Origin of the sequence: Methylobacterium variabile (assembly GCF_001043975.1) — a bacterium.
GTDB lineage: Bacteria > Pseudomonadota > Alphaproteobacteria > Rhizobiales > Beijerinckiaceae > Methylobacterium > Methylobacterium variabile.
Genome location: NZ_LABY01000509.1, coordinates 1 through 559 on the forward strand (window position 1 = coordinate 1; position 559 = coordinate 559).

General features: G+C 66.2%; 2 pseudogenes. Both read right to left on the reverse strand.

Annotated features, from left to right (window positions below):
- Positions 1 to 210 (reverse strand): annotated as a pseudogene (locus tag VQ02_RS36565) (DNA-directed RNA polymerase subunit alpha); the annotation flags it as partial.
- Between the two features lie 86 nt (positions 211 to 296).
- Positions 297 to 559: pseudogene (locus VQ02_RS38615) on the reverse strand (MBL fold metallo-hydrolase); the annotation flags it as partial.

Genomic DNA, 559 nt, shown 5'->3' on the forward strand with positions numbered 1-559 from the left:
GGCCGCGCCCTGGAGCGACGACAGGAGAACCCGGCGCAGGGAGTTGCCGAGGGTAGTGCCGAAGCCGCGCTCGAGGGGCTCGGCAACGACGGTGGCGACCCGCTTGGGGTCATGCCCGGTCGAAACCTGGAGCTTGTTCGGCTTGATGAGCTCTTGCCAGTTCTTCTGTATGACCACGGTCCTACCTCTCGCACTTCCGACACGAGCCACTGCAGTGGTCGGTCCTTGAGCCCTTCCCGTGCATCGCCTTGCACGGCTCGGTCTCGAAAATCATGTGCCCGCGACGCAGCGGGCGGTTAGTGGGCCGCGACCCAGAGTTCCGGGACGAAGCTGTAGGCTCCGCCCTCACGCGCCACGTAGCCGAGCGCCGGGAATTCCAGATGGCCCCCGGTGACGAAGGTTCTCTCGCTCGAGACCTCGTCCAGCATCCGCTTGCGCACCGCCCTCGCCTCGTCGGGATCGACGTCGAAGACCATCGTGGCCTCCGGACGCTTGAACTGGATCGCCGGCAGATGGACGATATCCGCCCACATCAGGAGGGACGCCGAGCCCACGAGAC